Genomic DNA, 22,394 nt, shown 5'->3' with positions numbered 1-22,394 from the left:
ACGGGACGGTGTGGCCCACCAGAGAGAACCGGCGTCTCCCTCGCAACACACGGCACCGGACATGACCCCGGAAAACACTCAGCGGAGATATACCTTTTGTGGCTTTATGTGGACGATCACCCGTTCGCTTTCCGGGTGCGGCTCCTCCCAGGGCCTTCCGGCGTACTTGAGGGACAGCTCCTCGATCAACGCGCCCGACCGGTCGTCCTCCATCTCCGCCACGCCTCTGACCTCGACGTACCTGTACGGGTTCGCCGGGTCGATCACCACGATCGTGACCCGGGGGTCGCGCTCGAAGTTCCGGTGCTTGCGACGCCCCTTGACCGTGGAGAAGAGGATGTCGTCGCCGTCGGTCCTGACCCACACGACCGACGCCTGCGGCGCCCCATCGGGGTTGAGACTCACGACCGTCGCGAAGTTCTTTCCGTCGAAAAGCTCGCGCACGCCGTCAGGCAACATCGCATCCTCCGGTCATCCTTATGCGGGATATGCCGATCACGTTACTTGTCGTCCGAGATCGGCGCGCGTGCTCCCATTCTGTAGGCTCGAAACGCCATGGATGCCTCTCCCCCCTCGGCGGCAGGCGCGGCCTCCCGCCCGCCCGGGTCCCCTTCCCCCGGGCTTCCGCTCGCGCTCCGCCGCGTGGCCGTCGTCATCGCGGCGCTCGCTGTCGCCCTGCTGGCCACGGCGGCCTGCGTGCTCTCCTTCGACGACATGCGCGCTCTGGCGCTGGCCGGTCAGGCGGAGCCACGTTTCGCGTACTTCTATCCGGCCGCCTTCGACGCGCTGCTGGCCGTCGCGCTGATCAGCGTCCCGCTGGTCCGCACCGGCCGGCTGATCCTGCGCGTGCAGGCCGGGGTCATCCTGGTCCTGCTGATGGCCGCCGCCGCGACGGCGACCGCGGCGACCGCCACCGGCGCGACCCCCGACCCGAGGCCGGCCGCCATCGTCGTGGCGCTGCTCCCCTGGGTCATGTTGAGCATCGGGCTCTGGCTGCTGCTGCTCCTCGCCAAGCAGGCTCAGGCGTACTGGTCCGAGCGCGACCCGGCGACGGACGCCGCCGAGATCGTCCCCTTCGCGGGCGACGATCGGCCGCGTCCGGTCGAGGCGGTCGCGCCCGCCCCGGAACCTCCCGCACCGCGGCCGGAGCCGACCGCCCCCGAGCCCGAGCCCGTACGGCAGGAGCCCGCCGAGCCGCCGGCCGCCCCGGCGACCGGCCAGACGCCCGAGACGGACGCACCCGTGCGGCAGGAGGCCGCCGGAGCCTCTCAGGATGACGAGCCGGCCCCTCAGGCCGCGGACGCCACGGAGGCGGAGCCGGCGGGCGACCGGCCCAACCGGCCCCTTCGCTGGGGCGATCTCGTCCGGCCGCACGCCGGCGACGTCCTCGTCCATCCGCTCCCGCTCACCACCCCGGAGGACACCCCCGAACCCCCGGAGGAGACCCTCGAGCAGCCCGAGCAGCCTGAGCAGGCGGCTCAGGACGTTCCCGACGAGGCGCGGGGCACGGAGGCGGATGTCGACACCCAGCCGCTCCGCGTATTCTCCGACGTCCCCGACCCGGCTCACGAGTCCGACGCCGCCGACGACGAGGAGACCCGGCAGGCCGGCCGCTCGTACGGCACGGCAGGGGAGGCCGGGGACGAACCGATGCCGTCGGATCCGCCCTCCCGCCACATGCGCAGCACCCCGCTCCCGCCGGAGTGACCGGCGTCTGAAGACATGAGTAGGCCCGCCCGGCTCTTCGTACGAGGCCGAGCGGGCCTACCGCTACTCGGGGACGGCCGCGGGTGAAGGGCGTCGGTGGCCGGGCACGGTAAGGCGCCTCCCCCGGGTCGGCTCAGACACAAAGACGTCTCAGACGCGGACAACTCAGACGCCGACGACTCAGGCACGGAGACGGCTGAGGCACGGAGACGACTCAGCCGCCGCTTCGACCGCGGATGCCGGCGACGACGCCCACACCGATGACCGCGAGCACGACCTGCATGACCAGCTCGATCCAGTCGATGCCCGGTGTGGTCGCGACGCCGAGGACCTGGGCGATGGCGGTGCCGACGAGGGCCGCGACGATGCCGACGACGATGGTGAGGATCCAGCCGATCGGCTGCCTGCCGGGGAGGAGCAGGCGCCCCAGGGCGCCGATCACCGCTCCGATCACGATGGCCCCGAGAATGGATTCGATGGTCATGATCGACCTCCCTTGAGGGTGAACACCGTCAAGGGAGATCACTACCCATCGTCTCCGAGATATTCCTTTACCTTGGCGCCATTACTCGCTACGCCCCCTAAGCCGGGTGACCGCGTACACGCCGACGATGGCGAGGAGCAACTGGATGAGGTGCTCCACCCAGTCGATGCCCCGGGTGTCCGCCACGCCGAGGACGCTCGCGATCAGCGAGCCGATCAGCGCGGCCACGACGCCGACGATGATCGTGAGTCCGATGCTGATGTTCTGGCGGCCCGGAAGTATCAGCCGTGCGAGTGCCCCGATGATGATGCCGATGATGATGGCACCGAGAATCGCTCCGATCATTGCCGGCCCCCCGTCGAAGTGACGTTTTTCACGTTCGACGGGGTTTTACCCGGCTAGCCGACAAATCATCAAAAATGGGGCGGCAACCCTTTCCGCGCCTGGATTCCGGGTCGCCGCCCTCGCGCTGAATAAGACGCTCTCGCCCCCGTACGGGTTTGCATGTCCCCTTAGATCGGTGTTGCCCCTTCTGTCGGGACGAGGCCTACGCAGGGCCGGGGCGGCAGCAGGGCCGGCCGGTGCGTCTCAGCCGAAGACGATCGCGGTCGCGATGGCCGCGACGCCCTCACCGCGCCCGGTGAGCCCCAGCCCGTCCGTCGTGGTGGCGCTCACGCTCACCGGAGCCCCCAGAGCGGCCCCCAGGGCCTTCTCCGCCTCCGTACGGCGCGGCGCGAGCTTGGGCCGGTTGCCGATGACCTGGACCGCCACGTTGCCGATCTGGAAGCCGGCGGCCCTCACCTGGCGGGCCGCCTCCTCCAGCAGAACGGCGCCGGAGGCTCCGGCCCAGCGGGGGTCGGCGGTGCCGAAGAGGCCGCCGAGATCGCCGAGGCCGGCGGCCGAGAGGAGGGCGTCACAGCACGCGTGCGCCGCGGCGTCCCCGTCGGAGTGCCCGGCGAGGCCGGTCTCACCCGGCCAGTGCAGCCCGGCGAGGTGGAGGGAACGACCGGATGTGAAAGGGTGGACATCGACACCGATGCCCACCCTTGGAGATATCGCGTTCAGGAGTTCAGCACCTCGTCCAGCAGCGCCTCGGCCTTGTCCTCGTTGGTCTTCTCCGCCAGCGCCAGCTCGCTGACCAGGATCTGCCGAGCCTTCGCGAGCATCCGCTTCTCTCCAGCGGAGAGCCCGCGCTCCTTGTCGCGTCGCCACAGGTCGCGAACGACCTCGGCCACCTTGTTGACGTCACCGGACGCCAGCTTCTCCAGGTTGGCCTTGTAGCGGCGGGACCAGTTCGTGGGCTCCTCCGTGTGCGGCATGCGCAGCACGTCGAAGACGCGCTCAAGGCCTTCCTGGCCGACGACATCACGCACACCGACAAGCTCGGCGTTTTCGGCTGGCACCTGGACGGTGAGGTCGCCTTTGTCGACCTTCAGCACCAGGTAGGTCTTTTCCTCACCCTTGATGGTTCGGGTCGTGATGGCCTCGATCCGAGCAGCCCCATGGTGGGGGTAGACGACAGTGTCGCCGACCTGGAAAGTCATGTGACAAGTACCCCTTCCGCTGTACTCCAGAGTACCACGCGCCGCCATGCTCCCGGAACAGTGAAATCAACATAACTGCAGGTCAAGCCCTCATTTTAGGACTTGACAAGCAGTCGACTCTGTGAATGGCAAAGCCGGACATACCGGATGACCTGCAAAACCGGGCCCGCTGCCAGGAGGCCGCGTCCGCGACCACGGCGGGACGCGGATATGGTGTTTCCTGCTCAAATACGTGCATACCAAGGAGATTCGAACCGTGAGCAGCACCAGCCGCCGCAGGGCGATCGCCGTTGCCGCGCTTCTCGCCGTCGCTCCTGCGTTGGCCGCGTGCGGCGCCGGGTTCGACGCCAACGTCAACGTTCCGTACGCACCGACCGAGGCGGGCGTCCACATCAGCGGCACCGGCGTGGACAGTGAGTACGGCCACAACGGCGTCAAGATCAGCCAGGCGTTCATCCTGGGCCCCGAGGCCGGCGCTCAGATCGCGGCGGGCGGCTCCGCGCCGCTGTACCTCACCATGGTGAACACCAACCCCGCCGCCGACGCCCTCACCGCGATCGTCCCCGACGACGGGCAGGCGACGTCCGTGCGGATCCCCAACGCGTTCCAGCTCTCGCCCGACACGCTGGCGAAGTCCTCGAACACCACCGTCGAGGGGCTCAAGCAGAAGCTGCTCGGCGGCGAGACCGTGAAGCTGACGCTCAAGTTCAAGAACGCGGGCGACGTCACGATGAACGTCCCGGTCATCCCGCGCAGCCGTGAGTTCGCCACGCTGCCGCCGGCCTCGGACAACTCGCAGCCGCCGGCGACGGACACCACCGCGGGCGGCACCACCGACACCACGACCGGCGCGGACACCGGGACCACGGGCACCGACACCGGAGCCACCGACACCGACACGACCACCACGGGCTGATCCCACGCCCCTGTCCCGGCGCGCACAGCGCTCACGGACAGACCGGACAGACGGAAAACCCCTTGTCCCTGTACGGCACGGCCGTGCGGGGACAAGGGGTTTTCCGGCCTCTCGGCCGCGGGTCAGGCTTCCGCCGGGTCGAACTTGTAGCCCAGGCCGCGCACGGTGAGGATGCAGCGCGGGTTGGAGGGGTCGGACTCGACCTTGGCCCGCAGCCGCTTGACGTGAACGTCCAGCGTCTTGGTGTCGCCCACGTAGTCCGCGCCCCAGACCCGGTCGATGAGCTGGCCCCGGGTGAGGACCCGCCCGGCGTTGCGCAGCAGCACCTCGAGCAGCTCGAACTCCTTGAGCGGGAGCTGCACGTGCTGCCCGCGGACGGCGACGACGTGCCGGTCGACGTCCATCCGGACCGGGCCGACCGCGAGCACGGCGGACTCCAGCTCCTCCACGTCACCCTGCCGGCGGAGCACGGCGCGGATGCGGGCCACCAGCTCCCGCGAGGAGAACGGCTTGGTGACGTAGTCGTCCGCGCCCAGTTCGAGGCCCACCACCTTGTCGATCTCGCTGTCCTTGGCGGTCAGCATGATGACGGGGACCTTGGAGCGCTGCCGGAGCGTACGGCACACTTCCGTGCCCGGCAGGCCGGGAAGCATCAGGTCGAGCAGGACGAGGTCGGCGCCGTTGCGGTCGAAGGCGTCCAGCGCCTCGGGCCCGGTGGCCGCCACGGCCACCTCGAAGCCTTCCTTGCGGAGCATGTAGGAGAGGGCGTCCGAGAACGACTCCTCGTCCTCCACGACGAGTACTCGGGTCACTTCGCGGCCTCCATGGGGGTCGTTGTGCTTGCTGGCACCCCCGCCGTGCCGCCGAACGCGGGAAGGCGGAGGGTGAAGGTGGATCCGGAGCCTTCCTTGCTCCAGACCGTGACCTCGCCGCTGTGGGCGGCGGCGACGTGCTTGACGATGGCGAGCCCGAGGCCGGTGCCCCCCGTCGCCCGCGACCGGGCGGTGTCCACGCGGAAGAAGCGCTCGAAGATGCGCTCCTGGGCGAACTCGGGGATGCCGATGCCCTGGTCGCTGACGCTCACCTCGACCGAGTCGCCCACGGGCCGGACGCTGACCACGACCCGGGTGTGCTCGGGGCTGTAGGCCACGGCGTTGTCGATGAGGTTGTGCAGGGCGGTGACCAGCAGGTCCTCGTCGCCCCAGGTGCGCAGGCCCTCGCGGCCGCCCGCGACGAGCGTGATGTTCTTGGCCGACGCCTTGGTGTTGCAGCGGTCGATCGCCTCGTGGACGACGTCGTCGACGGCCACCGCGTCCGGCGTCGGGATGGGGTCGGCACCCTGGATCCGGGAGAGGGTGATCAGGTCCTGCACCAGGTAGGTCAGCCGCGCCGCCTCGTGCTGCATGCGGCCCGCGAAGCGGGTCACCGCCTCGGGGTCGTCGGCCGCGTCCTGGATGGTCTCGGCGAGCAGGCTCAGCGCGCCGACCGGCGTCTTGAGCTCGTGGCTGACGTTGGCCACGAAGTCGCGCCTGACCGCCTCGACCCGGCGGCTCTCGGTCTGGTCCTCGGCCAGGACGAGCACCTGCCCGTGCGAGCCGAGCGGGGCCACCCGTACTGCGAAGGTGGTCGACTCCTGGCCGAACCTGCGCCCCGCGGTCTCGATCTCGCTCTCGCGGATCTCGCCGTCCCTGCGGACCTTCCGCGCCAGGGCGAGCAGTTCGGCGGCCATGAGGGATTCACCGCGCACCAGGCCGAAGGCGCGCGCCGCGGAGCTCGCGCGCAGCACCCTGTCATCCCGGTCCAGTACGACCGCCGACGAGGGGAGCACCGCGAGGACCGAGGCCACGCCGGACGACAACATGTCGTCGGGGACGTCGGCGCGCTGCTCGTGCTCGGACTGGCGGCTGATCGCCAGCATGACGACGGCACCCAGGATGAACCCCGCCATCGCCGCCAGGCTGGCCAGCAACTCGTTCACGGTTCCCAATGTAGGTGGCGGTTCCAAGGGGATATCCTCCCTCTTGGGCCGTGACCATGGCTTTTCCGGAAAAGTTCACCTGACGGTCGAAGTTCGTTCACGAAACGCCGCGTAGCGTGATCGGCATGCGCGACGCCTACCACGATGAGCTGGAAGCCCTTACCGACCGCTTGGTGGAGATGACCCGGCTCGTCCGCTCCGCCGTTTCGCGGAGCACCACCGCACTGCTGGACGCCGATCTCCAGCTCGCGGAGAGCGTGATCTCCCGGGACGAAGAGGTCAACCGCCTCTACGCCGAGATCGAGACCTCCATCTACGAGGTGATGGCCACCCAGCAGCCGGTGGCCGTCGACCTGCGCACCGTGATCACCGCGCTGCGCATGGCCTCCAACCTGGAACGCATGGGCGACCACGCCGAGCACATCGCGAAGGTGGCCCGGATGCGTCACCCCGAGTCGGCGATCCCGGCCGAGCTGCGCGACACCTTCGTTGAGATGGGCGCGATCGCCGAACGACTGATCGTCAAGACCGGCAGCTGCATCGTCTCGCGTGACGTCGAGATGGCCAAGGAGCTGGAGAGCGACGACGACGCCATGGACCGGCTGCACCGCCGGCTCTTCCGCGTACTGCTGGACAAGGGGTGGTCGCACGGCATCGAGTCGGCGATCGACATCACCCTCGTCGGCCGCTACTACGAGCGGTACGCCGACCACGCCGTCAGCGTGGCGCGGGACGTCGTCTACCTCGTCACCGGCTCGCGGTACCCCGACGCCGAGTGACCCGTGGAAATGCCGACGGCGCGGCGGGAGCCTCCCCTGCCGCGCCGTCTTCTCGCGTCCGTCCCTCGTAGGGCTGTCAGCGGCCCTGGTTGGCCACGGCCTCGATGGCGGCCGCGGCGGCGTTCGGGTCGAGGTAGTCGCCGCCCGGGTTCAGCGGGCGGAAGTTCTCGTCCAGCTCGTAGCGCAGCGGGATGCCGGTCGGGATGTTGAGCTTGGCGATCGACGCGTCGTCGATGCCGTCGAGGTGCTTGACCAGGGCGCGCAGCGAGTTGCCGTGCGCGACGACCAGGACGGTCCGGTCCGCGGCGAGGTCGGGCACGATGTGGTCGTACCAGTACGGCAGCATCCGGTCGACGACGTCCTTGAGGCACTCGGTCTTCGGCATGAGCTCCGGCGGGAGCAGGGCGTACCGCGGGTCTCCGGCCTGCGAGTACTCGTCGCCGTCGGCGATCGGCGGCGGCGGGGTGTCGTAGGAGCGGCGCCACAGCATGAACTGCTCGTCGCCGAACTCGGCGCGGGTCTGGGCCTTGTCCTTGCCCTGGAGCGCGCCGTAGTGACGCTCGTTCAGCCGCCAGGAGCGGTGAACGGGCAGCCACAGCAGGTCGGCCACCTCCTGCGCCAGGTTGGCCGTCCTGATCGCCCGGGTCAGGAGCGAAGTGTGGACCACGTCGGGGCGGACGCCGGCGTCGAGCAGGAGCTGCCCGCCGCGCCGCGCCTCCTCCTCGCCCGCCGGGGAGAGCGTGACATCCACCCACCCGGTGAACAGGCCCTTGACGTTCCACTCGCTCTCGCCATGCCGAAGCAGCACCAAAGTCGCCATGGGCAGAAAGCTTAGTCTGTACGGCTTATGCGGGGTTCCTCGCCGGATCGGCGAACCGGGCGAAGGCCTGCAGGTTGGCGAGGGATTCGCCCCTCTTGACCCGCCACTCCCACTCCCTGCGGATGGAGGAGGCGAACCCGAGTTCGAGCGCCCGGTCGAAGGACTCGTCGGAGTAGGTGAGCACGCAGCCGAGCACCCGGTCGATCTCGGCCTCGGTCACCGCGTCGAAGGGCACCCGGCCGACGAGGTAGACGTCGCCCTCGGCGTCGAGCGCGAAGTGGACGCCGTACATGGAGCCGTTCTTGGTCAGCAGCCACCGGTAGAACTCGGCGTGGTTCTCGTCCGGCTGCCGGCAGAAGAACGCCTCCACGTTGAGCGCCTGGTCGCCGAGGGCGAGCCAGGTCATGGTGGCGAGCTTGTGTTGTCCGGGCAGCCTGACCAGGAACGCCCCGGGGCGCGGCCGCTCGTAGGCGAGGTCGGCGGCCTTCAGCGCGTCCTCGATCACGCCTTCCAGATCACTCATGTCTCCTCCTCGCCGGGCGGGGCCGTGCTCCCCTGCCCCGCCGTCCGGGGCGCGAACCCCGGCGCCGCCGGTTTTTCCCAGATTAGGCCGAGCCCGCCGGGGCTCAGGAGTTGACGGCGACCGGGACGCCGGGCAACCGGGCCATCGCTCCCGTGTACACGTCCACGAGCCGGGCGGCCGTGGCCGACCAGCCGAAGGCCGCCGCGTGCCGTACGGCGTTGGCGGAGAGGTAGTCGAGCCAGTCGGGCCGGCCGAGGAGGCCGCGCAGCGCCACCTCCCACTCGCGGGGGTCGTGCCCGTCCACGAGGACGCCGGAGACGCCGTCCCTGACGGCGGTGCGCAGGCCGCCGACGGCGGCGGCGACGACGGGGGTGCCGCACGCCTGGGACTCCAGGGCGACCAGCCCGAAGGACTCGTTGTGGGAGGGGACGACGGTCACGTCCGCCGCCCGGTACCAGTCGGCCAGCTCGTGCTGCGGCGCGGGCGGCGCGAGCCGTACGACGTCGGTGATGCCGAGCTCCGCGGACAGCTCCGTGAGCAGGGAGGGGCGGGCCAGGCCGTTGCCGCTGGGGCCGCCCACGAAGGCCACGACGAGCCGGGAGCGCAGGGACGGATCCCGCTCCAGCATCCGGGCGACCGCTTTCATAAGGACGTCGGGCCCCTTCAGCGGCTGGATCCGGCCCACGAAGAGCAGCACGTGGGCGTCCTGCGGGAGGCCGAGGCGGTGCCGGGCCGCCCCCTTGGACGCGGGCTGGAAGACGGTCAGGTTCACGCCGGGGTTGACGACGGCCACCCGCTCCTCGGGCGCGTCGTAGAGCTCGATCAGCTCGCGCGCCTCGTCGGCGGTGTTGGCGACCAGGCTGTCGGCCACGTCGACGACCTGCTCCTCCCCGAGCACGCGCACGGTGGGCTCGGGCCGGTCACCTTCGGCGAGCAGCAGGTTCTTCACCTTGGCCATGGTGTGCATGGTGTGGACGAGCGGGATGCCCCAGCGCTCCTTGGCGAGCCAGCCCACCTGACCGGAAAGCCAGTAATGCGAATGGATGACGTCATAGCGGCCGGGCTCGTACATCGCCTCGGTGCGCAGGACGCCGGACAGGAAGCCACAGAGCTGGGCGGGCAGGTCGCCCCGGTCCAGCTCCTCGTACGGCCCGGCGGTGACGTGCCGTACGGAGACGCCGGGGGCGATCTCGGCGGTCGGCGGCAGATCCCGGGCCGTCTGCCGGGTGAAGATCTCGACCTCGACGCCGAGGGCGGCCAGCCGTTTGGCCACCTCGACGACATACACATTCATGCCGCCGGCGTCGCCCGTGCCGGGCTGGTCCAGCGGCGACGTGTGCATGCTGATGGTCGCCACCCGGTTGACCCGACGCCGACTCAGCGCCACCCGAACCACCTCCAGAAGGCTAATAACCGCAAGAAACCCGGCAAGATTCCCGAATCATGCGGTTCCGCAGCCTTGCAGAGCTCCTGGAAAGATATGAACCCGGCCCGTGGTCCAGAGACCGGGGCGAGCAGCCGAGGTTGGAAACCTGTTGGGAGCGAAGCGATGGCGAAGACGGTGGTGGTGACCGGGGCCAGCAGCGGCATCGGGGCGGCGACGGCCCGGCGGCTCGCGGCGGAGGGCTTCGACGTCGTGGCCGCGGCCCGGCGGCGCGAGCGGCTCGACGCGCTGGCCGCCGAGGTTCCGGGCATCCGACCGGCGATGCTCGACGTAACTTCGCAGGAATCCGTCGACGCCTTCGCCGCCGAACTGGAGCGGTGCGACGTCCTGGTCAACAACGCGGGCGGCGCGCTCGGCCTCGAACCGGTGGCCTCGTCCCGGGTGGACGACTGGCAGCGCATGTACGACGTCAACGTGCTCGGCTCGCTGCGCATGACGCGCGCCCTGCTGCCCAAGCTGATCGCGTCCGGGGACGGCGTGCTGGTCATGCTCACGTCGGTCGCCGGCCTGGTCTCGTACGAGGGCGGCGGTGGATACTGCGCGGCCAAGCACGCCCAGACGTCGATGACCGAGACGCTGCGGCTGGAGCTGTGCGGCGAGCCGGTCCGCATCGTCGAGATCGCGCCCGGCATGGTGCAGACCGAGGAGTTCTCGCTCACGCGGTTCCGCGGCGACGCGGAGAAGGCCGCCAAGGTCTACGAGGGCGTGCCCGGCCCGCTCACCGCCGACGACGTGGCCGACGTGATCTCCTTCGCGGTCACCCGCCCCGCGCACGTGAACATCGACCGTCTGGTGATCCGGCCGCGCGCCCAGGCCGCCCAGCACAAGGTCCACCGGGTCTGACGCGCGGTCCGGAGAGCGCCCGCATGGCGGCTGAGACGCGGACGGGCGCGCGGCCCGATGTACGGTCTGGTGTGCGCAAACCCGTCGGCGAGATCACCCGTGGCACAACCGGGCACAACCGGTTGCGCCGATCCGACCGGTGGATCGCCGCCGTCCACGCTCCGCTGCTGCGCGGGGCCGCCGGGGCGCCGCTCGCCGTCGACCTCGGCTACGGCGCCTCGCACGCCACCACCCTGGAGCTGTTCCTGCGGCTGCGCGCGGTGTGCCCGCGGGTCGAGGTCGTGGGCGTCGAGATCGATCCGGCGCGGGTGGCGGCGGCCCTGCCGTACGAAAGGGAGGGGCTCGCCTTCGTCAGGGGCGGCTTCGAGCTGCCGGTGCCGCGTCCCCCGCTTCTCGTGCGTGCCTTCAACGTGCTCAGGCAGTACGCCGAGGCCGACGCCTGGGCGTACTGGGACCTGCTGCGCTCGCGGATCGCCCCGGACGGCGTGATCGTCGAGGGCACCTGCTCGGAGGTCGGCCACCGCGCGGTGTGGGCGGCGCTCGGGGCCGAGGGGCCGCGCACGCTGACGTTCGCCACGCGGTTCGCCGGGTTCGAGCGCCCTTCGGATCTGGCCGAGCGGCTGCCCAAGACGCTGATCCACCGGAACGTCCCCGGCGAGCCGGTCCACGACTTCCTGCGCGACTGGGACCGCGCGTGGGCGAGCTGCGCGCCCTTCGCGCCGTACGGCGCCCGCCAGCGCTGGATCAGGACGGCGGAGCTGCTGGCGCGGGACTGGCCGGTGACCGTCGCGCCTCCGCTCGGCGGGCCGTCCCGCTGGCGTCTCGGCGAGCTGACGATGCCCTGGTACGCCGTCGCCTGAGCGGCTCGACGCCAAGCTTTTCGTATGGCACGGCAAACAGGTGGGCAGGATGCCGTCGAATCACCCGAATTCTCGCAGCGCCCGGTCGAAGATCTCATATGCTGCGAAGTCGAACAGTACAAAACGCGCCTCGCGGACGTTCGACTCAGATCGCAGCACGGTGGTGACGGAGATCCGGGCGGCGTCGTCCATCGGCCAGCGGTAGACACCGGTCGAGACGGCGGGGAACGCGATCGTCGCCGCGCCGAGCGCGTCGGCGACCTTGAGCGACTCGCGGTAGCAGGAGGCCAGCAGATGAGACCGGTCCTCGCTTCGCGAGAACACCGGGCCCACAGTGTGGATCACCCATCGGGCGGGCAGCAGTCCCGCCGTGGTCGCGACGGCCTCGCCCACCGGGAGGCCGCCGCCGTACCGCGAGGCGCGCAGCGCCCGGCACTCCGCCAGAATCTCGGGGCCGCCCTTGCGGTGGATCGCGCCGTCCACCCCACCGCCACCCAGCAGCGAGGAGTTGGCCGCGTTCACGATGGCGTCCACCGGCTGCTCGGTGATGTCGCCCTGCACCAGTGTGAGCTTCATGACATGCGCCCCTCTACGGCACGTAGTACTACCCCGAGTAGGCTTGTTGGCGTGAAAGGACTTGGCGATCTTGAACGTAGCATCATGGACATCCTCTGGGCGCAGAGCGCTCCCCTGACAGCACGCGAGGTCGGCCGCCTGATCCAGGACCGCGATCTCGCGCCCACAACCGTGATGACCGTACTGGACCGTCTTTCCCGCAAGGGGTTCCTCAACCGCACCCGGGACGGGCGCGCCTGGCGCTACGAGCCCGCCGAGAGCCGCGACGCCTACGTCACCGAGCTCATGCTCGAAGCCCTGGACCTGACGGGAGACCGCAGCGCGGCGCTGACGCGCTTCGCCCAGGCCGTCTCCGGGTCCGAGGCCGAGATCCTGCGAAGAGCCCTCCTGGAGCTGGAGGAGCAGTGATCGCGGCGGCTGTCCTGGCGGTCCTCGCCCTGGCATGCGCGGTCGGCGCCTGGCGTCTGACCTCCGCGCGCTGGCCCTGGCGTGCCCCTCGCACGGCCATCCTCCTGTGGCAGTCCCTCGGCGTCACGTGGGGGCTCGCCACCACCGGGGCTCTCTTCGCGTACGCGCTGGCCCCTTACGGCGCCGGGGTCGTGCACGGGCTCTCCATTCTGCTGACCAGCGCCGAGTTCGACGTGCGCGAGCCGCACGACGTGATCAGGCTGTGCGCGCTGCTCAGCGGCTTCACCCTCCTCACGGTGCTCGTGGTCGTGCTCGTCGCGGCCGGCGCCCAGACGCTGCGTGCCCGGCGCCGCCACCGCATGCTGCTCAAGCTGATCGCGCGGGACGAGCCCGCCGTCCCCGGCGTCCGCGTGGTCGACCACCCGGGCGCGGCGGCGTACTGCCTGCCGGGGCTGAAGTCCGAGGTCGTGATCAGCGCGGGCACGCTCGACCTGCTCTCGCAGGATGAACTGGACGCGATGCTCGCGCACGAGATCGCGCACGCGCGCGAGCGGCACGATCTGGTGCTGCTGCCGTTCGGCGCGCTGCTCCGGGCGCTGCCCTGGTCGGCCGTGGTGCGGGACGCGCAGGCGGCCGTGGCACTGCTGATCGAGATGGCCGCGGACGACCGCGCCCGCCGCTTCTGCTCGCCGAAGCGGCTCGCCACCGCCCTGCTGCGGTTCGGCGCCGCCACCGCCGTCCCGACGCCGCACGGCGCGCTGGGCGCCACGTCGGGCCAGAACGTGATGGCCCGCGTCAACCGGCTCATCAAGCCCGACATCGACCTTCCGGCGCACGTCAGGTACGGCATCCTGGCCGCGTCCGCGGCCCTGGCCGTCTCGGCTCCGCTGCTCTGGCTGCTCCCCGCCTGAGCCCCTGGCGCTTGCTGGCGTTTGCCGCCGAGTTTGCAATTGCAAGCACTATGAGGGCAGACTTGGGGGTATGGAACTACCCAAGGTCGGCTCGATCGGCGAGTACATCCGCCAGCAGCGGCAGCAGGCGAAGATCTCTTTGCGCCAGCTCGCCGCGCAGGCGGGGGTCTCGAATCCCTATCTGAGCCAGGTCGAGCGCGGGCTGCGCAAGCCGAGCGCGGAGATCCTCAACCAGATCGCCAAGGGTCTGCATATCTCCGCGAAGGTGCTGTACGTGCAGGCCGGCCTGATCGAGGACCGCGAGCCGGACAGCGACGTGCTGGCCGCGATCCGGGCCGATGTCACCGTCACCGAGCGGCAGCGCCAGGTGTTGATCGACATTTACGAGTCGTTCCGCAAGGAGAACCGCGCCGGAAATCCGGAGGCCCAGCCGTCGCGACCGGCTGAGCCCCCGACTGGTGACGCGGTTCTAACGGAGAACACCGCCACACCGGATTCCAAGGAAGGTTAACCGATGACCCTTACCGCCGAGGTCAAGAAGATCGCCGAGTCCAAGCCGTTCTACGCGGTCGCGGGCGCCGGCGACTACGCCGTCGAGAAGCTGCGTGAGCTGCCCGAGCAGATCCAGAAGCTGCAGGCCCGCCGCGGCGAGCTGCGCGAGACCGCGAAGGACATCCCGGTCCGCGCCCGCGAGTACGCCACGACCGTTCAGGGCAAGGCCGAGGCCGTCGCCAAGGACTTCCCGAACAAGGCCCGCGAGTACGCCGACACCGCCACCACCCGGTTCAACGAGCTGTACAACGAGCTGGCCGGGCGCGGCCGCCGGATCATCAGCAAGGTGAGCGGCGAGGCCGCGCTGGAGCTGGAGGAAGTCTCCAAGACGGCGGAGCAGGCGGCCGGGCGCAAGCCGGGCCGTGCGCGCACCACGTCCAAGGCCTGACACGCCGCCATGCGGGCCCGCACCGGTTCGTCCGGTGCGGGCCCGCGCCGTGTGCGGCATCCGCACCGGGACGGCGAGACCGGGCGGCCCCGCGCCGCACTAGTCTGGAGGCGACAGAGACCGTGACCGCTTGGGAGAGTCCATGTTCGGCCCCGTCAACAACTTCCTCACCCTCATCTTCTGGCTGCTTTCCGTCGGGGCCTTCATCCTGTCGCTCTGGGCGCTGATCCACGCGGTCCGGATGCCGGCGCGCGCGTTCGCCGCGGCGGGCAAGCTGACCAAGCAGCTGTGGCTGGTCATCCTGGGGCTGGCGACGCTGTTCACCTTCGCGCCCGCGGTCAACTACATGGGCATGGGGATGGGGATGCCGGGTCTGCTCACCATCCTCGCCGTCATCGCGTCCGGCGTCTATCTGGCCGATGTGAAGCCCGCGGTCAGCCAGTACCGCGGCGGCGGCAACCAGGGCCCGTACGGCCCCTGGTGATCTGACCGCGCCGATCCGTCCGCTCAGCCGGGGAGGGCTGCGGGAGCCGCCTCGTCACCGGCGAGGCCACGCGCCCGCAGGGTCTCCGCCAGCCAGTGCGCCAGCCTCAGATGGCCGTACAGGGTGGGGTGGACGCCGTCGGGCAGCAGCACCCTGGCCCGGTCGTCCACGATCCACCGCTGAGTGAGCGGGTCGAGGAAGGGCACCCCGGCCAGCCAGGCCGCGCTCGCGACGGCGTCCCTGGTCCGGTACCCCGACTGGGGCGCGGTGTCGATCCAGATGGGCCCGACCAGCACGATCCTCGTCACCGGCCACCGCTCCCTGACCCGCGTCACCAGGCGGAGCACCGCCGCGCGGACCGTCGAGGGCCGCGCCCGCCGGTCGTTGTGCCCTCCGGAGACCACGACCAGGTCCGGCGCCGGCCGCCAGGAGAGCTGCCGGTCGAAGGACCGCTCGAACGTGCGGCCCACCCGTCCCGTCGCGACGTAGCCGGTGCCCGAGCCGCCGGCCGTGACGAGCTGCCAGCCCAGGGTCTTCGCCGTGTCGGCCGCGTAGGTGTCCCACTCGGCGACCGGTCCCGAGCCGACCGTGAAGCTGTCGCCGAGGAACATCACCACCAGCGGCCTTTCCTCCGGCGCGGAAGCCCTCTGCGCGGCCTGGCTCACCGCTTCGGCGCATCCTGTGAGCAGGGGGCCGGCGGCCAGCAGGGCGGCGGCGCAGGCCGTCAGGGAACGCCGGGCTTTCCTGTGCTCGCGCATGGCACCTCGGGTGGGTCTCGTGACGTCCTGCCGCGGCTGGAACCCCCGGTCCCGCGAGTACGGCACATGCCCGTGCCGGGGCGGCGCGGCGGCCGGGTCCGCAGTTTATCCAGCGAGGTGGGGCCGACTCCGGGGATCGCGGGACTCCGTCGCAGGCCCCACGCGCGCGACGTAGTGAATCGGGAGGGTTCCTCCGGTAATACACCGAAAACGCATGGGCATTTCGGTCGAGACGTACCGGTTGTTTCGGTCGTCCCTTTTCGGGGCGCGTCAGATCCAGTCGCGCCGGCGGAACGCCCGGTACAGCAGCGCCGACACCAGCACGATGAGGAACGTGGACACCCAGAACCCCCACGGCCGCTCGAACCCGGGGAACGGAAGGTTCTGACCGTAGAAGCCGGTGATCATGGTGGGGACGGCGATGATGGCGGCCCAGCCGGTCACCCGCTTCATGATCAGGTTGAGCCGGTTGCCCTGCATGGTCAGATGCGCCTCGCGGATGTTCGCGATGAGGTCGCGCAGCGAGTCCACCCACTCGGTGACCCGCAGCACGTGGTCGTACACGTCCTGGTAGTAGGGCGTGATCGCCCCGTCGACGAAGTCGCCGTCGCGCCGCAGCAGCGTGTTCACGACTTCGCGCATCGGCATGGCGATCCGGCGCAGCACCGCGAGGCCCTTGCGCATCTCGAAGGTGCGGCGCTGCTCGGCCGGGCCGATCGGGCGCTCGTCGAACAGCGTCTCCTCCAGCGCCTCGACCTGCTCGTCCATGGCCTCGACCGCCTCGAAGTGGCTGTCCACCACGTAGTCGAGCAGCCCGTGGAGCAGGAAGGCCACGCCGTACCGGGCCAGGCGGACCGAGGAGTCCCAGCGCCGGACCACCTCGTCGATCGCGAAGTCCTCCGACTTGCGCACGGTGACGAGGACGTTCCCGGTGACGAAGGCCGCCGCCTCGGCCACGTCGAGGCGTCCCGTCTCCTGGTCGAAGGCCCCGGCGTAGACGGTGAGGAACATGTGGCTGTCGTAGACGTCGAGCTTGGGCCGCTGCCGGTGCCCGAGCGCGCCCTCGACGGCCAGCTCGTGCAGGCCCAGTTCGACGCTGATCTCGGCCAGGTCTTTCTCGGACGGCGCGCACATGTCGAGCCAGACGACCGCCGAGGGGTCGCGCAGGTGGTCGGAGACCTCCTCGACCGGGAAGCCCTCGGCCGCCAGCACCCCGTCCCTATATACGCGCGTACGAGCCATGACGTCACAGACTAGCGACAGCGACAACGAGACAAACGTGGACCGATAGGGTGCTGGCTCATGGCAATTCTCGTTCGCCGGCTCGGCCTGTCCATCCTGCTGACAGCGCTCACGCTCCTCACCGCCGGCGCCGTCGGCGGCCCGGCACACGCGGACCGGGTGACGGCGACGCAGGACGACGTGACCATGGAGCTGCGCAAGGACGGCGTACTCCATGTCGCGGAGAAGATCAAACTGTCCGGCGGCCCGCTGCGCCGCACGCTGCTCACCCGGACGCGTTACGACAACGGCAACGACCGCGTTTACCGCGTAGAGAACGTCCGCGGGGCCACCTTCGACGGCACGACCATGACCATCAGCGGCAGCGGCACCGTCGAGTACGACGTGCGGGGCGCGGTCACGCCCCTCAGCGGCGGCGAGGAGCTGCGCTGGTACGCGGTGGCGGGGCCGGCCGAGCACGCGACGGTGACGGTGAGCGGCCCCGGGCGGGCCGAGAACATCTCCTGCTTCGCCGGGGAGCCCGCCTCGGCGATCGGCTGCACCGGCGCCTCGATCGACGAGACCGGGGCGACCTCCATGTTCGAGCAGCAGGGGCTCCGGGACGGCGAGATGCTGACGATCGTCGTCGGCTACCCCAAGGGGGCGACCGGCGCCGGGCCCATCCTGGAGCGCCGCTTCGAGCTCGCCAACGCGTTCACGCTGAACATGGTGACCGGGGGTGCGCTGGCGCTGCTGCTGCTCGTGCTCTGCGGCGGCATCGGCCTGCTCTACTGGACCCGCGGCCGGGACGCCCGGGTGGTCGGCGCCCGGTCCGGCATGGTCGTCGGCCACCAGAACGGCCAGTTCGCGCCCCCGAACGACGTACGGCCCGGGCAGATCGGCACGCTGATCGACGAGCAGGCCGACGTGATCGACGTGACCGCGACCATCGTGGACCTCGCCGTACGCGGCTACCTCCGGATCGACGAGCAGCCCCGGCAGGCGTACGACGCGCCGGACTGGCTTCTGGTCAGGATGCCGTCCGCGCCGATCGCCTCACTGCTCCCGTACGAACGCGCGCTCTACGACGCCGTCTTCGAGGGGCGGGACGCCGTACTGCTGTCGCAGCTGCAGGGGTCGTTCACCGCCGGGCTCAGCAAGGTCCGTGACGGGCTCTACCGGGACATGGTGACCCAGGGCTGGTTCGCCCGGCGCCCCGACTCGGTCCGTACCCGCTGGACGACCGTCGGCGTGATCGCGGCCGTCCTGGGCGTCGTGGTGACTGTGGCGCTCGCCTGGTTCACGACGTACGCGCTGCTCGGCCTGGCACTGATCATCGCGGGCGCCGCGCTCGCGGTGGGCGGCCAGTACATGCCCGCGAAGACCTCCAAGGGCGCGACGGTGCTCGCCCAGACGCTCGGCTTCCGCGAGCACCTCATGTCCGGGGAGATCGGCGACATCCCCCCGGCGCAGCGGATCGAGCTGTTCTCCCGCTATCTGCCGTACGCGGTGGTCTTCGACAGCGTGGACCGCTGGGCCCGCGTGGTGGCCTCCATCCACGGCGACGGCAGACCGGCGGACAACCTCTACTGGTACCAGGGCCCGGCGGAGTGGGACCTGTCGAAGTTCGCCGACTCGATGCGGACCTTCACCATGACGACGTCGGGCGCGATCTCGGCCGCGCGCCTGTTCCGCTCCTTCTAGGCGTGCTTTAAGCCGGTTCGGCGAGCGATCAGGGTCGGCGGACCCGGATCTCGCCGACCCGCCCGCCGCCGCCCAGCAGGGGCGGGGTGGCCAGCTCGTCGAGCTCCGGGGCGTCCAGCCCGAGCGCGCGCAGCGCGGCCACGGTCACCGGCACCCGCGCCCGGTCGCCGCCGTCCTCGATCTTGACGGCGGCGGCCCGCCCGTCGGTGAACGCGAACGCGTCGAACGCTTCGGCGCCCGCCTTGACCATGAGGCCGGGCAGCGCCCGCATCAGCGCCGCCTCGGCCCGTGCCGTACCGCTGGTCCATTCGGGGTGGGCGCGCATGGCGTCGGCGATCCGGCGCTCGGGGGTGCCCTCGCCGGCGAGCGTGAAGGTCCGGAAGGCCCGCACCACGCCGGCCATGGAGACGAAGAACAGCGGGGCGCCGCACCCGTCCACACCGGTGGCGGCGACCCGTTCCCCGGTGAGCTCCTCGACGGTGGCCCGGATCGCCTTCTGCAGCGGATGGGCCGGGTCGAGGTACGTCTCGACCGGCCAGCCGTTCACCGCACAGGTCGCCAGCATGGCCGAATGCTTGCCCGAGCAGTTCATGAAGATCCGGGCGGGCTCGACGTGCGCCCGGATCGCCCGGTTCCGCGCCTCCGCGTCCTGGGGCAGAGCCTCGGGGCAGCCGAGGGCGCTCTCGTCCAGTCCGGCCTCGGCCAGGATCTTGCGCGCCCCATCGACGTGGAAGTCCTCGCCCGCGTGGCTGGCGCAGGCGAGCGCGAGCAGCTCGTGCTCAAGCGGGAGCCCTGAACGCACCATGCCGAGCGCCTGCAGCGGCTTCATCGAGGATCGCGGCGACACCAGGGTGGCCGTCTCCCCGTGGCGCATGACCGGAGCCCCGGACGCGTCCACGGCGAGCACCCGCGCCCTGTGAACGGACTCCACGAACCCGGAGCGGACCACCTCGACGATCAGTTCGGACATACGGCGAGTGTACGCATGAACAGGGACACACCCGACCCGCTGCGGGCCGCCTGGATCCCTCCCGCCCGATCCGGTCGTTTCCGTCCGGACGTGGCAGAATTCGGGGCCATGCGTGCGGTCGTACAGCGGGTCAGCTCCGCATCGGTAGTGGTGGACGGCGAAGTCGTGGGAGCGATCGACGAGCCCGGCCTGCTCGTCCTGGTCGGGGCCACCCACACCGACGGCCCGGCCGAGGCGGCCCGGCTGGCCGGCAAGCTCTGGGGGCTGCGCGTCCTGCACGGCGAGAAGTCCTGCTCCGACATCGACGCCCCGCTGCTCGTGGTGAGCCAGTTCACACTGTACGGCGATGCCCGCAAGGGGCGGCGGCCCACGTGGCAGGCGGCCGCGCCCGGCCCGGTGGCCGAGCCGCTGGTCGAGGCGGTCGTGTCCGAGCTCAGATCGCTGGGCGCGCGGGTGGAGACCGGGGTCTTCGGCGCCGACATGAAGGTGTCGCTGACAAATGACGGGCCGATCACTTTACTGATCGAGGTTTGAAGCGGATCTTCCTCTGTTAGGGTCGTTCCCCGCCCAAGATCATGAACGCCCATAACCCCCGGGGAGGGTCATGCGTACCACCCGAACGCTCGCCGTCGCAGCCGTCGCGCTCGCCGTGGCGGCGACGCCGGCCGCGGCGCACGCCCAGGCGTCCACCGCGCCCGTCGCCTACCACGGCCTCACCTCCGCACAGCAGACGCAGAAGTTCCAGGAGCTGAGCGGCAAGGGCTACGTCCCCGTCAGCCTGAGCATCTCCTCCGGCCCCAGCTACGCCGGCGTGTGGGTCAAGTCGTCCGGCGCTGCCTGGGCCATGTTCCAGGACATGTCCGCCCAGGGCTACCAGCAGCGGTTCGACGAGTACTCCGTGAAGGGCTACCAGCCCACGGTCGTCACGGCCACCGGCAGCGGCGACGCCGCCCGCTTCGCGGCGGTCTTCGTGAAGAAGTCCGGCAACTTCATCGCCCGGCACAACATGACCATCGAGCAGCTCACCTCGGGGAACCTCGACGCCATGGCCAAGGGGCTCATGCTGACGTCGATCGACGTGTACGGCACCGCCGGCGCCCCGACGTACGCGGCGATCTGGACGCCCAACACCTCCGGCGTCAAGTGGCACGTCACCTACGACCTGTCGTCCGCGGATCACAGCGCCGCGTTCAAGCTACGCCTCTCCAACGGCTACCGCCCCGCGTACGTCGCGGTGGACCCCGGCGGCACCTACACGACCATCTGGCGCAAGGACAAGGTCGACAGCTGGTTCGAGTACACCGGGATGTCGAGCTCGGGCTACCAGAGCCGGTTCAACGAGCTCAAGACCAAGGGCTACTACCCCGCCCAGGTGAACAGCGAGGACGGCAAGTACGCCGCCATCTGGACGAAATAACACCCTGCTTATTTGCCGCGCCGAAGGCGCGGCAAATAAGTTCAGCGGATGCGGCGGCGTAGGCCGGGGTCGATCTGCACGTTGCGCCCCGCGTCCGGCGGGACGACGACCTCCTGCGACGCCGCCACGCCGCCCGCGAGCAGGACGGCGTCCGCCGGGACGGTCCGCTTCACGACGGCCAGCGCGACGGGCCCGAGCTCGTGGTGGCGGGCGGACGAGCCGACGAAGCCGATCTGCGGCGCCTCGCCGTCCGCCTGGGCCTCCGCTCCCTGCCCCTGGAGCGTCACCGGGGCGCCGTGCGGGGGCAGCGTGTCCATGCTGCCGTCCAGGTGCAGGAAGACCAGCCGGCGCGGCGGATGGCCGAGGTTGTGGACCCGGGCGACCGTCTCCTGCCCGCGGTAGCAGCCCTTGGTCAGGTGCACCGCCGCGCCGATCCAGCCGACCTCGTGCGGGATCGTCTTGTGGTCGGTGTCGAACCCGAGACGCGGCTCGTGCGCCTCGATGCGCAGCGCCTCGTAGGCCCACAGCCCGGCCGGGCGCAGCCCGAGGTCCTCCGCCGCGGTCGCCAGCCGGGCGCGGGGGATCAGCAGGTCTCCGCCGATCACGACGCTCCCCTCGGGCAGGCCGTCCGGCACGCGTACGGCGCCGCCAGGGGCGGCGACGGAGACGACGGCGTATTCGGAGGTGACGTCGGCGACCTCCACCTGGAGCATGAAACGCATCTTCTCCAGGAAGGCGACCAGACCGGCGGCAGTACCGGGCTCGACGTGCGCCCAGACGACCGCTCCGTCGTCCACCAGGACGAGGTGGTGCTCGACCCGCCCCTGCGGATCGAGGAACAGCGTCTGGGTGGGCGTGCCGGACGCGAGATTGTCGAGCTTCTGGGAGCTCAGGCTGTTGAGCCAGCTGAGCCGGTCCGGGCCGGAGACACGGATGACCTCGCGGTGGCTCCGGTCCACGAGGGCCTCGCCGTTCGCGAGGGCCCGCTGCTCGGCGAAGGGCTCTCCGTAGTGAGCGGCGACCGTCGCGTCAGGGCCTTCGGCGGCGACGGCTCCGGGTGTGTCCAGCAAAGGGCTGCGCATGGCTCAAGGCTATTGCCGCCCGCAG

The 22,394-nt window shown here is 70.6% G+C and carries 28 protein-coding genes; 13 read left to right on the top strand and 15 right to left on the bottom strand.

The window, feature by feature from the left end:
- Window positions 1-78: 78 nt before the first annotated feature.
- Window positions 79-459: a PPOX class F420-dependent oxidoreductase gene (locus tag ACQP1V_RS06105; RefSeq protein WP_067143158.1), complete on the bottom strand. Its 381-nt coding sequence runs from the start codon at window positions 457-459 to the stop codon at window positions 79-81.
- A gap of 183 nt (window positions 460-642) precedes the next feature.
- On the opposite strand from ACQP1V_RS06105, the gene ACQP1V_RS06100 reads away from it, so the two are divergent.
- Window positions 643-1,707 carry a DUF2637 domain-containing protein gene (locus ACQP1V_RS06100; RefSeq protein ID WP_433419678.1) on the top strand — a complete coding sequence of 355 codons (1,065 nt, stop codon included), beginning with the start codon at window positions 643-645 and terminating at the stop codon, window positions 1,705-1,707.
- A 214-nt stretch (window positions 1,708-1,921) separates the two neighbouring features.
- On the opposite strand, the gene ACQP1V_RS06095 is transcribed toward ACQP1V_RS06100, so the two are convergent.
- The 4 genes from ACQP1V_RS06095 to ACQP1V_RS06080 all read right to left on the bottom strand — a co-directional run bounded on the left by ACQP1V_RS06095 (window position 1,922) and on the right by ACQP1V_RS06080 (window position 3,735).
- Entirely contained in the window at window positions 1,922-2,191 is a 270-nt protein-coding gene (locus tag ACQP1V_RS06095) for a GlsB/YeaQ/YmgE family stress response membrane protein (RefSeq protein WP_387407964.1), read from the bottom strand.
- Window positions 2,192-2,272: 81 nt separating this feature from the next.
- Window positions 2,273-2,536, bottom strand: coding sequence for a GlsB/YeaQ/YmgE family stress response membrane protein (locus ACQP1V_RS06090; protein ID WP_067143149.1), 264 nt, complete (start codon window positions 2,534-2,536; stop codon window positions 2,273-2,275).
- 243 nt (window positions 2,537-2,779) lie between these two features.
- Entirely contained in the window at window positions 2,780-3,235 is a 456-nt protein-coding gene (ispF, locus tag ACQP1V_RS06085; RefSeq protein ID WP_433419673.1) for a 2-C-methyl-D-erythritol 2,4-cyclodiphosphate synthase, read from the bottom strand.
- A 17-nt stretch (window positions 3,236-3,252) separates the two neighbouring features.
- Entirely contained in the window at window positions 3,253-3,735 is a 483-nt protein-coding gene (locus ACQP1V_RS06080; RefSeq protein WP_030510364.1) for a CarD family transcriptional regulator, read from the bottom strand.
- A gap of 256 nt (window positions 3,736-3,991) precedes the next feature.
- Here ACQP1V_RS06080 and ACQP1V_RS06075 point away from each other — a divergent pair, with 256 nt between their 5' ends.
- Window positions 3,992-4,651 (top strand): copper chaperone PCu(A)C, encoded by a 660-nt coding sequence (locus ACQP1V_RS06075; RefSeq protein ID WP_433419670.1) that lies wholly within the window; start codon window positions 3,992-3,994, stop codon window positions 4,649-4,651.
- Window positions 4,652-4,773: 122 nt separating this feature from the next.
- Here the strand turns inward: ACQP1V_RS06075 and ACQP1V_RS06070 are convergent, their stop codons facing one another.
- Both ACQP1V_RS06070 and ACQP1V_RS06065 read right to left on the bottom strand, forming a co-directional pair.
- A complete protein-coding gene (locus ACQP1V_RS06070) occupies window positions 4,774-5,463 on the bottom strand; it encodes a response regulator (RefSeq protein WP_387407958.1) in 690 nt (229 codons plus the stop codon).
- Entirely contained in the window at window positions 5,460-6,599 is a 1,140-nt protein-coding gene (locus tag ACQP1V_RS06065; protein WP_067143183.1) for a sensor histidine kinase, read from the bottom strand. Before ACQP1V_RS06065 ends, ACQP1V_RS06070 begins: the two co-directional genes overlap by 4 nt.
- 155 nt (window positions 6,600-6,754) lie before the next feature.
- Between ACQP1V_RS06065 and phoU the strand changes: the two genes are divergently transcribed.
- Window positions 6,755-7,408 carry a phosphate signaling complex protein PhoU gene (gene phoU / locus ACQP1V_RS06060; protein WP_387407956.1) on the top strand — a complete coding sequence of 218 codons (654 nt, stop codon included), beginning with the start codon at window positions 6,755-6,757 and terminating at the stop codon, window positions 7,406-7,408.
- A gap of 76 nt (window positions 7,409-7,484) precedes the next feature.
- Here the strand turns inward: phoU and ACQP1V_RS06055 are convergent, their stop codons facing one another.
- The 3 genes from ACQP1V_RS06055 to mshA form a co-directional block, all read right to left on the bottom strand.
- A complete protein-coding gene (locus ACQP1V_RS06055) occupies window positions 7,485-8,228 on the bottom strand; it encodes a phosphoglyceromutase (RefSeq protein WP_067143137.1) in 744 nt (247 codons plus the stop codon).
- A 25-nt stretch (window positions 8,229-8,253) separates the two neighbouring features.
- Window positions 8,254-8,751 carry a YbjN domain-containing protein gene (locus ACQP1V_RS06050; RefSeq protein ID WP_067143134.1) on the bottom strand — a complete coding sequence of 166 codons (498 nt, stop codon included), beginning with the start codon at window positions 8,749-8,751 and terminating at the stop codon, window positions 8,254-8,256.
- Window positions 8,752-8,854: 103 nt separating this feature from the next.
- Entirely contained in the window at window positions 8,855-10,138 is a 1,284-nt protein-coding gene (gene mshA, locus ACQP1V_RS06045; RefSeq protein WP_387407954.1) for a D-inositol-3-phosphate glycosyltransferase, read from the bottom strand.
- A 162-nt stretch (window positions 10,139-10,300) separates the two neighbouring features.
- On the opposite strand from mshA, the gene ACQP1V_RS06040 reads away from it, so the two are divergent.
- Complete coding sequence (locus tag ACQP1V_RS06040) at window positions 10,301-11,038, top strand: SDR family NAD(P)-dependent oxidoreductase (protein ID WP_433419666.1); 738 nt, start codon at window positions 10,301-10,303, stop codon at window positions 11,036-11,038.
- Between the two features lie 71 nt (window positions 11,039-11,109).
- Window positions 11,110-11,898, top strand: coding sequence for a class I SAM-dependent methyltransferase (locus ACQP1V_RS06035; protein ID WP_433419663.1), 789 nt, complete (start codon window positions 11,110-11,112; stop codon window positions 11,896-11,898).
- A gap of 60 nt (window positions 11,899-11,958) precedes the next feature.
- Here the strand turns inward: ACQP1V_RS06035 and ACQP1V_RS06030 are convergent, their stop codons facing one another.
- Window positions 11,959-12,474, bottom strand: a complete 516-nt coding sequence (locus ACQP1V_RS06030) for an O-acetyl-ADP-ribose deacetylase (protein WP_433419660.1) — start codon at window positions 12,472-12,474, stop codon at window positions 11,959-11,961.
- Window positions 12,475-12,525: 51 nt separating this feature from the next.
- Here ACQP1V_RS06030 and ACQP1V_RS06025 point away from each other — a divergent pair, with 51 nt between their 5' ends.
- The 5 genes from ACQP1V_RS06025 to ACQP1V_RS06005 all read left to right on the top strand — a co-directional run bounded on the left by ACQP1V_RS06025 (window position 12,526) and on the right by ACQP1V_RS06005 (window position 15,217).
- Window positions 12,526-12,882 (top strand): BlaI/MecI/CopY family transcriptional regulator, encoded by a 357-nt coding sequence (locus tag ACQP1V_RS06025; RefSeq protein WP_387407946.1) that lies wholly within the window; start codon window positions 12,526-12,528, stop codon window positions 12,880-12,882.
- Window positions 12,879-13,793, top strand: a complete 915-nt coding sequence (locus ACQP1V_RS06020) for a M56 family metallopeptidase (protein ID WP_387407944.1) — start codon at window positions 12,879-12,881, stop codon at window positions 13,791-13,793. Before ACQP1V_RS06025 ends, ACQP1V_RS06020 begins: the two co-directional genes overlap by 4 nt.
- A 70-nt stretch (window positions 13,794-13,863) precedes the next feature.
- Window positions 13,864-14,304: a helix-turn-helix domain-containing protein gene (locus ACQP1V_RS06015; RefSeq protein WP_067143116.1), complete on the top strand. Its 441-nt coding sequence runs from the start codon at window positions 13,864-13,866 to the stop codon at window positions 14,302-14,304.
- A gap of 3 nt (window positions 14,305-14,307) precedes the next feature.
- Entirely contained in the window at window positions 14,308-14,733 is a 426-nt protein-coding gene (locus tag ACQP1V_RS06010) for a hypothetical protein (protein ID WP_433419657.1), read from the top strand.
- 142 nt (window positions 14,734-14,875) lie between these two features.
- Entirely contained in the window at window positions 14,876-15,217 is a 342-nt protein-coding gene (locus tag ACQP1V_RS06005) for a DUF2516 family protein (protein WP_387407938.1), read from the top strand.
- Between the two features lie 23 nt (window positions 15,218-15,240).
- On the opposite strand, the gene ACQP1V_RS06000 is transcribed toward ACQP1V_RS06005, so the two are convergent.
- The gene (locus tag ACQP1V_RS06000) at window positions 15,241-15,975 is read right to left on the bottom strand and encodes an SGNH/GDSL hydrolase family protein (protein WP_433419655.1); all 735 of its coding nucleotides are present in this window, start codon (window positions 15,973-15,975) and stop codon (window positions 15,241-15,243) included.
- Window positions 15,976-16,245: 270 nt separating this feature from the next.
- On the bottom strand, window positions 16,246-17,217 hold the full coding sequence (locus ACQP1V_RS05995; protein ID WP_433419652.1) for a magnesium transporter CorA family protein: 972 nt from the start codon (window positions 17,215-17,217) through the stop codon (window positions 16,246-16,248).
- A gap of 60 nt (window positions 17,218-17,277) precedes the next feature.
- Here ACQP1V_RS05995 and ACQP1V_RS05990 point away from each other — a divergent pair, with 60 nt between their 5' ends.
- Complete coding sequence (locus ACQP1V_RS05990) at window positions 17,278-18,900, top strand: DUF2207 domain-containing protein (protein ID WP_433419649.1); 1,623 nt, start codon at window positions 17,278-17,280, stop codon at window positions 18,898-18,900.
- A 28-nt stretch (window positions 18,901-18,928) separates the two neighbouring features.
- On the opposite strand, the gene ACQP1V_RS05985 is transcribed toward ACQP1V_RS05990, so the two are convergent.
- The gene (locus ACQP1V_RS05985; protein WP_433419646.1) at window positions 18,929-19,870 is read right to left on the bottom strand and encodes an asparaginase; all 942 of its coding nucleotides are present in this window, start codon (window positions 19,868-19,870) and stop codon (window positions 18,929-18,931) included.
- Between the two features lie 108 nt (window positions 19,871-19,978).
- Here ACQP1V_RS05985 and dtd point away from each other — a divergent pair, with 108 nt between their 5' ends.
- Together dtd and ACQP1V_RS05975 are read left to right on the top strand one after the other, a co-directional pair.
- Window positions 19,979-20,404, top strand: a complete 426-nt coding sequence (gene dtd / locus ACQP1V_RS05980) for a D-aminoacyl-tRNA deacylase (RefSeq protein WP_387407928.1) — start codon at window positions 19,979-19,981, stop codon at window positions 20,402-20,404.
- Window positions 20,405-20,474: 70 nt separating this feature from the next.
- Window positions 20,475-21,287, top strand: a complete 813-nt coding sequence (locus tag ACQP1V_RS05975; protein WP_433419643.1) for a hypothetical protein — start codon at window positions 20,475-20,477, stop codon at window positions 21,285-21,287.
- Window positions 21,288-21,328: 41 nt separating this feature from the next.
- On the opposite strand, the gene ACQP1V_RS05970 is transcribed toward ACQP1V_RS05975, so the two are convergent.
- A complete protein-coding gene (locus tag ACQP1V_RS05970) occupies window positions 21,329-22,369 on the bottom strand; it encodes a YgfZ/GcvT domain-containing protein (RefSeq protein ID WP_433419641.1) in 1,041 nt (346 codons plus the stop codon).
- Window positions 22,370-22,394: the final 25 nt, after the last annotated feature.

The organism is Microtetraspora malaysiensis (assembly GCF_050947145.1).
In the GTDB taxonomy this organism is placed as follows: Bacteria; Actinomycetota; Actinomycetes; order Streptosporangiales; family Streptosporangiaceae; genus Microtetraspora_A; species Microtetraspora_A malaysiensis.
This window is presented reverse-complemented; position numbering and strand designations above follow the sequence as displayed.

Excerpts from the sequence above, each read along its gene's own strand:
- ACQP1V_RS06105 (WP_067143158.1), bottom strand. The coding sequence starts at position 459 with ATGTTGCCTGACGGCGTGCGCGAGCTTTTCGACGGAAAGAACTTCGCG.
- ACQP1V_RS06095 (WP_387407964.1), bottom strand. The coding sequence starts at position 2,191 with ATGACCATCGAATCCATTCTCGGGGCCATCGTGATCGGAGCGGTGATC.
- ACQP1V_RS06090 (WP_067143149.1), bottom strand. The coding sequence starts at position 2,536 with ATGATCGGAGCGATTCTCGGTGCCATCATCATCGGCATCATCATCGGG.
- ACQP1V_RS06080 (WP_030510364.1), bottom strand. The coding sequence starts at position 3,735 with ATGACTTTCCAGGTCGGCGACACTGTCGTCTACCCCCACCATGGGGCT.
- ACQP1V_RS06065 (WP_067143183.1), bottom strand. The coding sequence starts at position 6,599 with ATGGCGGGGTTCATCCTGGGTGCCGTCGTCATGCTGGCGATCAGCCGC.
- phoU (WP_387407956.1), top strand. The coding sequence starts at position 6,755 with ATGCGCGACGCCTACCACGATGAGCTGGAAGCCCTTACCGACCGCTTG.
- ACQP1V_RS06055 (WP_067143137.1), bottom strand. The coding sequence starts at position 8,228 with ATGGCGACTTTGGTGCTGCTTCGGCATGGCGAGAGCGAGTGGAACGTC.
- ACQP1V_RS06050 (WP_067143134.1), bottom strand. The coding sequence starts at position 8,751 with ATGAGTGATCTGGAAGGCGTGATCGAGGACGCGCTGAAGGCCGCCGAC.
- ACQP1V_RS06040 (WP_433419666.1), top strand. The coding sequence starts at position 10,301 with ATGGCGAAGACGGTGGTGGTGACCGGGGCCAGCAGCGGCATCGGGGCG.
- ACQP1V_RS06030 (WP_433419660.1), bottom strand. The coding sequence starts at position 12,474 with ATGAAGCTCACACTGGTGCAGGGCGACATCACCGAGCAGCCGGTGGAC.
- ACQP1V_RS06015 (WP_067143116.1), top strand. The coding sequence starts at position 13,864 with ATGGAACTACCCAAGGTCGGCTCGATCGGCGAGTACATCCGCCAGCAG.
- ACQP1V_RS06010 (WP_433419657.1), top strand. The coding sequence starts at position 14,308 with ATGACCCTTACCGCCGAGGTCAAGAAGATCGCCGAGTCCAAGCCGTTC.
- ACQP1V_RS06005 (WP_387407938.1), top strand. The coding sequence starts at position 14,876 with ATGTTCGGCCCCGTCAACAACTTCCTCACCCTCATCTTCTGGCTGCTT.
- ACQP1V_RS06000 (WP_433419655.1), bottom strand. The coding sequence starts at position 15,975 with ATGCGCGAGCACAGGAAAGCCCGGCGTTCCCTGACGGCCTGCGCCGCC.
- ACQP1V_RS05995 (WP_433419652.1), bottom strand. The coding sequence starts at position 17,217 with ATGGCTCGTACGCGCGTATATAGGGACGGGGTGCTGGCGGCCGAGGGC.
- ACQP1V_RS05990 (WP_433419649.1), top strand. The coding sequence starts at position 17,278 with ATGGCAATTCTCGTTCGCCGGCTCGGCCTGTCCATCCTGCTGACAGCG.
- ACQP1V_RS05985 (WP_433419646.1), bottom strand. The coding sequence starts at position 19,870 with ATGTCCGAACTGATCGTCGAGGTGGTCCGCTCCGGGTTCGTGGAGTCC.
- dtd (WP_387407928.1), top strand. The coding sequence starts at position 19,979 with ATGCGTGCGGTCGTACAGCGGGTCAGCTCCGCATCGGTAGTGGTGGAC.
- ACQP1V_RS05975 (WP_433419643.1), top strand. The coding sequence starts at position 20,475 with ATGCGTACCACCCGAACGCTCGCCGTCGCAGCCGTCGCGCTCGCCGTG.
- ACQP1V_RS05970 (WP_433419641.1), bottom strand. The coding sequence starts at position 22,369 with ATGCGCAGCCCTTTGCTGGACACACCCGGAGCCGTCGCCGCCGAAGGC.